Genomic DNA, 5845 nt, shown 5'->3' with positions numbered 1-5845 from the left:
GTAGAACGTCAGGTGATCGGCATTCCAAGGTGCCGATCACCTGACGTTCTACCGACCACGCCGATCGGCCTCAGCCCAGCAGGGTGGTCAGGTGGCGGCGGACCTGGTTCACCGCCTTCCGGACCGGGACGTCGGTGGTGTCGATGACGAGGTCGGCGTCGGTGGGCTCCTCGTAGGGCGAGGAGATACCGGTGAACTCCGCGATCTCACCGGCCCGCGCCTTGGCGTAGAAGCCCTTGCGGTCGCGGGCCTCGCACACGGCCAGCGGTGTGCTGACGTGCACGAGGACGAAGCGCGCGCCCGCCTCCTCGGCCAGCGTCCGCACCCTGGCCCGGCCGGCCGCGAACGGCGCGATCGGCGCGGCGACCGCGATGCCGCCATGCTTGGCCACGAGGGCCGCGACGTACCCGATGCGCTCGACGTTGGTCTCCCGGGACGCACGGTCGAACCCAAGCCCCTTCGACAGGTGGTGCCGCACCTCGTCGCCGTCGAGCAGGGTGGTTCCCAGGCCGTCGTCCTCCAGCTCGGCGGCCAGGGCGCGGGCCACCGTGGACTTGCCCGAGCCCGACAGGCCGGTGAAGAACACGACGACGCCCCGGCGCCGGGAGCCGGAGGCGGCGGCGCGGGTCACCTCGGCGGCTGAGGCGGGCGGGTACAGCGCCCGTACCGCCTCGTCCTGGACGCCCGGCAGTGCCGCCACCCGCTCGGCCGTGGCGGGTGAACGGTGCGCGGCGAGCGGCTCGACGCGTGCGGCGCCGTACGCGGCGGCCACCTCGTCGAATCTCGTCCCGCCCAGACCGGACCACGGGACGGCGACGGTCGTCACGCGCGCCCCTGCCTGCTCGGTGAGCGAACCGGCCAGTGCGAGCGCCGCCCGGACGAGCCCAGGGGCGCCGACGGTGCCGGGCGCCGGAGCGCGGCGGGCGACGGGGACCAGCAGCAGCACCGTGCGTGCGCTGCCGCTCGCGGCGCCCGCGCCGGACACGAGGGTCGCCGCGGCGGAGACCTCCTCGCGGGTCGGGACCTCGGTGACGAGCAGCGCGAGGCCGTTCCCGCCGTCGTCCGCGGAGCTCTCTTCGAGGTCCGCACGCACCGCGCGGGCCGGACGGCGGACGGCGGCGTCCCACTGCGGGCCGATCGCCGCCGGGACGGGCTTGAGGGGCTCGAGCACGTCGGGCAGCTCGCCGGGTCGCACCGTGAGACGGGCCAGCGGGGTGTTCTCGGCGTCGGTCAGGACGACGTCGGCCGGTACCCCCGGCAGAGCCGCGGCGAGCGACGCCGCGGGGAGCGCGCCGCCGAGGGCCAGCTCGACGAGGTCCAGCTCGTCGTCGGTCAGGATGCGGGTGGGGGTGTCTGTCATCTGCGGGAGCTCGTTTCTGCCGAGTCGTCGGCCGGTTCGTCGATCGGGTCGCTCGAGGGCCCGTCGGTGAGCTCCTCCGGGGTGGAGTCTGCCTCGGAACCGGCTGGTGCCGCACCGAAGCGACGCTTGACCAGGAACCACAGCAGGTTGCCGAGGACCAGCGCGGACGCCGCGGCGCCCAGCACAACGGGGAGGCTCGCGCCGAGCAGCTTGAGGCCCGACGCGAGCAGCAGGATCGCGAGCGCGCGGCGGATGATGCCGCCCGGCGCCCGCGCGGACACGTGGGCGCCGAACCAGGCGCCGGGGATCGCGCCGATGAGCAGGGACGTCGTCAGGCCGAGCGAGAAGTCGCCGTACAAGAGGTGGCCGAGCGACGCCGCCGCGACGAGCGGGACAGCCTGGACCAGGTCGGTGCCGACGAGCTGGGACGCCTTGAGCGCCGGGTAGAGCAGCAGGAGCACGACGATGACTATCGAGCCGGCGCCGACCGACGTCATGCCAACCAGCAGCCCGGCGACGGCGCCGAGGATAGCGGTGGGGACGGGGCGCACGACGAGTTCGCGCGGCGCGGACAGCAGGGTCGGGCCCTCGCCGAGCGCCGACCGGTTCCGGACCATCTGCAGCACGGCACGGACCACGAGGCCGCAGGACGCGATGAGGAGCGCTACCCCGAGCACCATCTTGAGCGCGTCGTCCAGGGAGTCGCCGAACGGGAGCGCCTGGATCAGGAGGGCTCCCGAGAACGCCGCGGGCACCGAGCCGACGCACAGCCACAGGACGAGCTTGAGGTTCACCGTGCCGCGTCGCATGTGCACCACCGCGCCCGCGGGCTTCATGAAGAGGCTGGCGACCACGTCGCTGGAGACCGCCACCAGGGGGTCGACGCGGAACACGAAGATGAGCATCGGCGTCATGAGCGCGCCACCGCCCATCCCGGTCAGGCCGACGACGAAACCGACCGCGAGACCGCCGAGGATCAGGGGGACGTCGATGCTCATCAGGGGTGCACCTCGAACCTGCCACGCAACCCGGCTATTCCGACCAACCCAATCGGGATAGTGGGCATTAGTGTCTCCTGGGGTGGTTAGGGGTGAGAAATGGTGCGCTGGCACGGGATCGCATGGCGGAATGGTAGCCTCGGCGCGTCCGCCGGACCTCCACCCACCGCACCTTGGCCCCGTCGAGGGCAGGGCCGCGCAGGACGGCCGGATCCCCGGAGAAGCCGTCCACCCTGGAGATCGATGAACGCGCCGTTCCCTACGCTCCCTCAGGCGTCGCTCGATGACGACGCCCTCGCCGACGCACTCGCCACGGGAGCGGCGGAGGTGCTCCTCGCGCTCCGCGCCGAGGTGGACGCCGCCGGCGGCTCGTTCGTGGCCAAGGAGCTCAAGGACGCGGGCGACGCCGCGGCCCAGGCCTGGCTCGCGGCGGCGCTGACCGCCGCCCGTCCAGCGGACGCCGTCCTCTCGGAGGAGGCGAAGGACGACGCGTCCCGCACCGGCGCGGACCGGGTCTGGATCATCGACCCGCTCGACGGGACCAGAGAGTTCGCCGAACGGCACGCCGACGGGCCTCGGTCCGGCCAGTGGCGCGACGACTTCGCCGTCCACGTCGCGCTGTGGGAGCGCGGGACCGGCCTCACCGTCGGCGCCGTCGCCCTGCCCGCGCGCGAGCAGGTCCTGACGACCGCGGACGTCGTCGGGCCGACGGCCGACGCCGAGGTCGTCCTGGCCGGTGCCCGCCCGCTGCGGATCGCCGCGAGCCGCAGCCGCCCGCCCGCGTTCGTGGCCGCACTGGCCGAGCGCGACGACGTCGAGCTCGTGCCGATGGGCTCGGCGGGCGTCAAGGTGATGGCCGTCGCCGACGGTACAGTTGACGCCTATGTCCACGGTGGTGGGCAGTACGAGTGGGACTCCGCGGCACCCGTGGCCGTGGCACGGTCGCGAGGGCTCGTCTGCACGCGTCTCGACGGATCCGAGCTCGAGTACAACCGGGAGAGCCCCTGGCTCCCTGACCTGTTCGTATGCCCCCCGGCCCTGGCCTCGCACCTGCGTGAGCTGCTCGACACCGTCGGTGTCGCGTCCGTGGTCGGGGCAGATCGCAAGGAAGGTGCTTGAGGAGTGAAGAGTCACGTCCTGAGCCAGCTGCGCAGCCTGGAGGCCGAGAGCATCCACATCATGCGCGAGGTGGTGGCCGAGATGGGACGGCCGTGTCTGCTGTTCTCCGGCGGCAAGGACTCCATCGTCATGCTCCACCTGGCCGTCAAGGCGTTCGCGCCGGCGCGCGTCCCGTTCCCGATCATGCACGTCGACACCGGCCTGAACTTCCAGACCGTGCTCGACTGCCGTGACCGGTGGGTGGACCGGACAGGTGTGCAGCTCGTCGTCGCCTCGGTCCAGGAGGCGATCGACCGCGGCCTCGTGCAGGAGGAGCCCAACGGCTCCCGCAACCGGATCCAGACGCCTGTGCTGCTGGAGGCCGCCGAGAAGCACGGTTTCGACGCCCTGTTCGGCGGCGGCCGTCGCGACGAGGAGAAGGCCCGCGCCAAGGAGCGCGTGTTCTCCTTCCGCGACGACTTCGGCCAGTGGGACCCGAAGAACCAGCGCCCCGAGATCTGGAACCTGTACAACGGCCGCGTCCACCAGGGCGAGTCCATCCGGGTGTTCCCGCTGTCCAACTGGACCGAGCTGGACATCTGGGCGTACATCGAGGCCGAGAACATCGACCTGCCCGACCTCTACCTCGCCAAGGAGCGCGAGGTCGTCGAGCGGGCCGGCATGCTCTACGAGGTCAACGACTTCACGCCGCTCAAGGACGGCGAGACCCCCAAGGTCCTGTCGACGCGCTACCGCACGGTCGGCGACGCGAACCTCACGGCCTGTGTCGAGTCCACCGCGACCACGCTGCGTGACGTCGTCGAGGAGGTCGCGGCGGTGCGCCTCACCGAGCGCGGCGCCACGCGCGGCGACGACAAGGTGAGCGAGGCCGCGATGGAAGACCGCAAGAAGGAAGGCTACTTCTGATGACGACGACTCTCCCTGAGGCCGGTTCGGCACCCGAGGCGCACGAGGTCGTCAGCGGCGACCTCCTGCGGTTCGCGACGGCCGGCTCGGTCGACGACGGCAAGTCCACGCTGATCGGCCGGCTGCTGTTCGACAGCAAGTCGATCTTCGCCGACCAGCTCGAGTCGGTGGAGCAGGTCAGCAAGGACCGCGGCGACGACTACGCGGACCTGTCGCTCCTGACGGACGGCCTGCGCGCCGAGCGCGAGCAGGGCATCACCATCGACGTGGCGTACCGCTACTTCGCGACGCCCAAGCGCAAGTTCATCATCGCGGACACCCCCGGCCACATCCAGTACACGCGGAACATGGTCACGGGCGCCTCGACGGCGGACGTGGCGCTCATCCTCGTCGACGCGCGCAAGGGCGTCGTCGAGCAGTCGCGCCGGCACACGTTCCTCGCCACGCTGCTGGGCGTGCCGCACATCGTGGTCTGCGTGAACAAGATGGACCTGGTCGACTACGACGAGGCCGTGTTCGAGAACATCCGCAAGGAGTTCACGGAGTTCGCGTCCCGCCTGCGCGTGCCCGACCTGACCTTCATCCCGGTGTCGGCCCTGGCCGGCGACAACGTGGTGACCCGGTCCGAGAACATGCAGTGGTTCGACGGCTCGCCGCTGCTCAGCCACCTCGAGCGGCTGCACGTCGCCTCGGACCGCAACCTGGTCGACGTGCGGTTCCCGGTGCAGTACGTGATCCGGCCGCAGCAGAACGACACGCGCGACTACCGCGGCTACGCGGGCACCGTCGCGTCCGGCGTCATGAAGCCCGGCGACCGGGTGCTGGCCCTCCCGGCCGGCCTGGAGACGACCATCGCGTCCATCGACACGGCGGACGGCCCGGTCGACGAGGCCTTCCCGCCGATGTCCGTGACGGTGCGCCTGACCGACGAGATCGACATCTCGCGCGGCGACATGATCTGCCGCCCGAACAACGCCCCGACCGTGACGCAGGACGTCGACGCCCAGATCTGCTGGATGGACGAGTCCGCCTCCCTGGTGCAGGGCAAGAAGTACGCGATCAAGCACACCACCCGGTGGGCGCGGGCGCTGGTCAAGAACATCAACTACCGCGTCGACGTCAACACGCTGCACCGTGACGAGGACGCGACCGAGATCAAGCTGAACGAGATGGCGCGGATCCGGCTGCGGGTGACCCAGCCGCTCTTCGTGGACGCCTACCAGACCAACCGGCAGACGGGCGCGTTCATCCTCGTGGACGAGGCGACCAACAAGACGGTCGCCGCAGGCATGATCGGCGGGCCCGCTCACCAGTACTGACGGTCGACCCGCCCCGCGTCGAGTACCCGCTTGCGTTGAGTGCGGGATATTCGCCCTTTTCCGGGGGGGGGGAGGGGGGAATTAACCCCCCCCAACGCGGTGGGTCATGTGGGTGACGGCGGGCCGGGCGGGGGGGGTGGCGG

Annotated in this window: 5 protein-coding genes; 3 read left to right on the top strand and 2 right to left on the bottom strand. The window is 71.4% G+C overall.

All coding sequences use genetic code 11. The features are described from left to right. Window positions 1-70: 70 nt before the first annotated feature. Window positions 71-1360: an adenylyl-sulfate kinase gene (gene cysC / locus ACFWE2_RS24170; RefSeq protein WP_377226756.1), complete on the bottom strand. Its 1290-nt coding sequence runs from the start codon at window positions 1358-1360 to the stop codon at window positions 71-73. After that, window positions 1357-2358, bottom strand: coding sequence for a sulfite exporter TauE/SafE family protein (locus ACFWE2_RS24165; protein ID WP_377226755.1), 1002 nt, complete (start codon window positions 2356-2358; stop codon window positions 1357-1359). The genes cysC and ACFWE2_RS24165 overlap by 4 nt, the downstream gene beginning before the upstream one ends. A 243-nt stretch (window positions 2359-2601) precedes the next feature. Here ACFWE2_RS24165 and ACFWE2_RS24160 point away from each other — a divergent pair, with 243 nt between their 5' ends. From ACFWE2_RS24160 to cysN, 3 genes are read left to right on the top strand one after another with little or no spacing between them, the layout of a single operon-like run. Further along, window positions 2602-3477 carry a 3'(2'),5'-bisphosphate nucleotidase CysQ gene (locus tag ACFWE2_RS24160; RefSeq protein WP_377226754.1) on the top strand — a complete coding sequence of 292 codons (876 nt, stop codon included), beginning with the start codon at window positions 2602-2604 and terminating at the stop codon, window positions 3475-3477. A gap of 3 nt (window positions 3478-3480) precedes the next feature. Then, a complete protein-coding gene (gene cysD / locus ACFWE2_RS24155; protein ID WP_377226753.1) occupies window positions 3481-4383 on the top strand; it encodes a sulfate adenylyltransferase subunit CysD in 903 nt (300 codons plus the stop codon). Further along, a complete protein-coding gene (gene cysN / locus ACFWE2_RS24150; protein ID WP_377226752.1) occupies window positions 4383-5702 on the top strand; it encodes a sulfate adenylyltransferase subunit CysN in 1320 nt (439 codons plus the stop codon). Before cysD ends, cysN begins: the two co-directional genes overlap by 1 nt. Window positions 5703-5845: the final 143 nt, after the last annotated feature.

Origin of the sequence: Promicromonospora sp. NPDC060271 (assembly GCF_042726755.1) — a bacterium.
In the GTDB taxonomy this organism is placed as follows: Bacteria; Actinomycetota; Actinomycetes; order Actinomycetales; family Cellulomonadaceae; genus Promicromonospora.
This window is presented reverse-complemented; position numbering and strand designations above follow the sequence as displayed.

What these genes read in the sequence shown, in the direction of transcription:
- cysC (WP_377226756.1), bottom strand. Translation starts at nt 1,360, where the DNA reads ATGACAGACACCCCCACCCGCATCCTGACCGACGACGAGCTGGACCTC.
- ACFWE2_RS24165 (WP_377226755.1), bottom strand. Translation starts at nt 2,358, where the DNA reads ATGAGCATCGACGTCCCCCTGATCCTCGGCGGTCTCGCGGTCGGTTTC.
- ACFWE2_RS24160 (WP_377226754.1), top strand. Translation starts at nt 2,602, where the DNA reads ATGAACGCGCCGTTCCCTACGCTCCCTCAGGCGTCGCTCGATGACGAC.
- cysN (WP_377226752.1), top strand. Translation starts at nt 4,383, where the DNA reads ATGACGACGACTCTCCCTGAGGCCGGTTCGGCACCCGAGGCGCACGAG.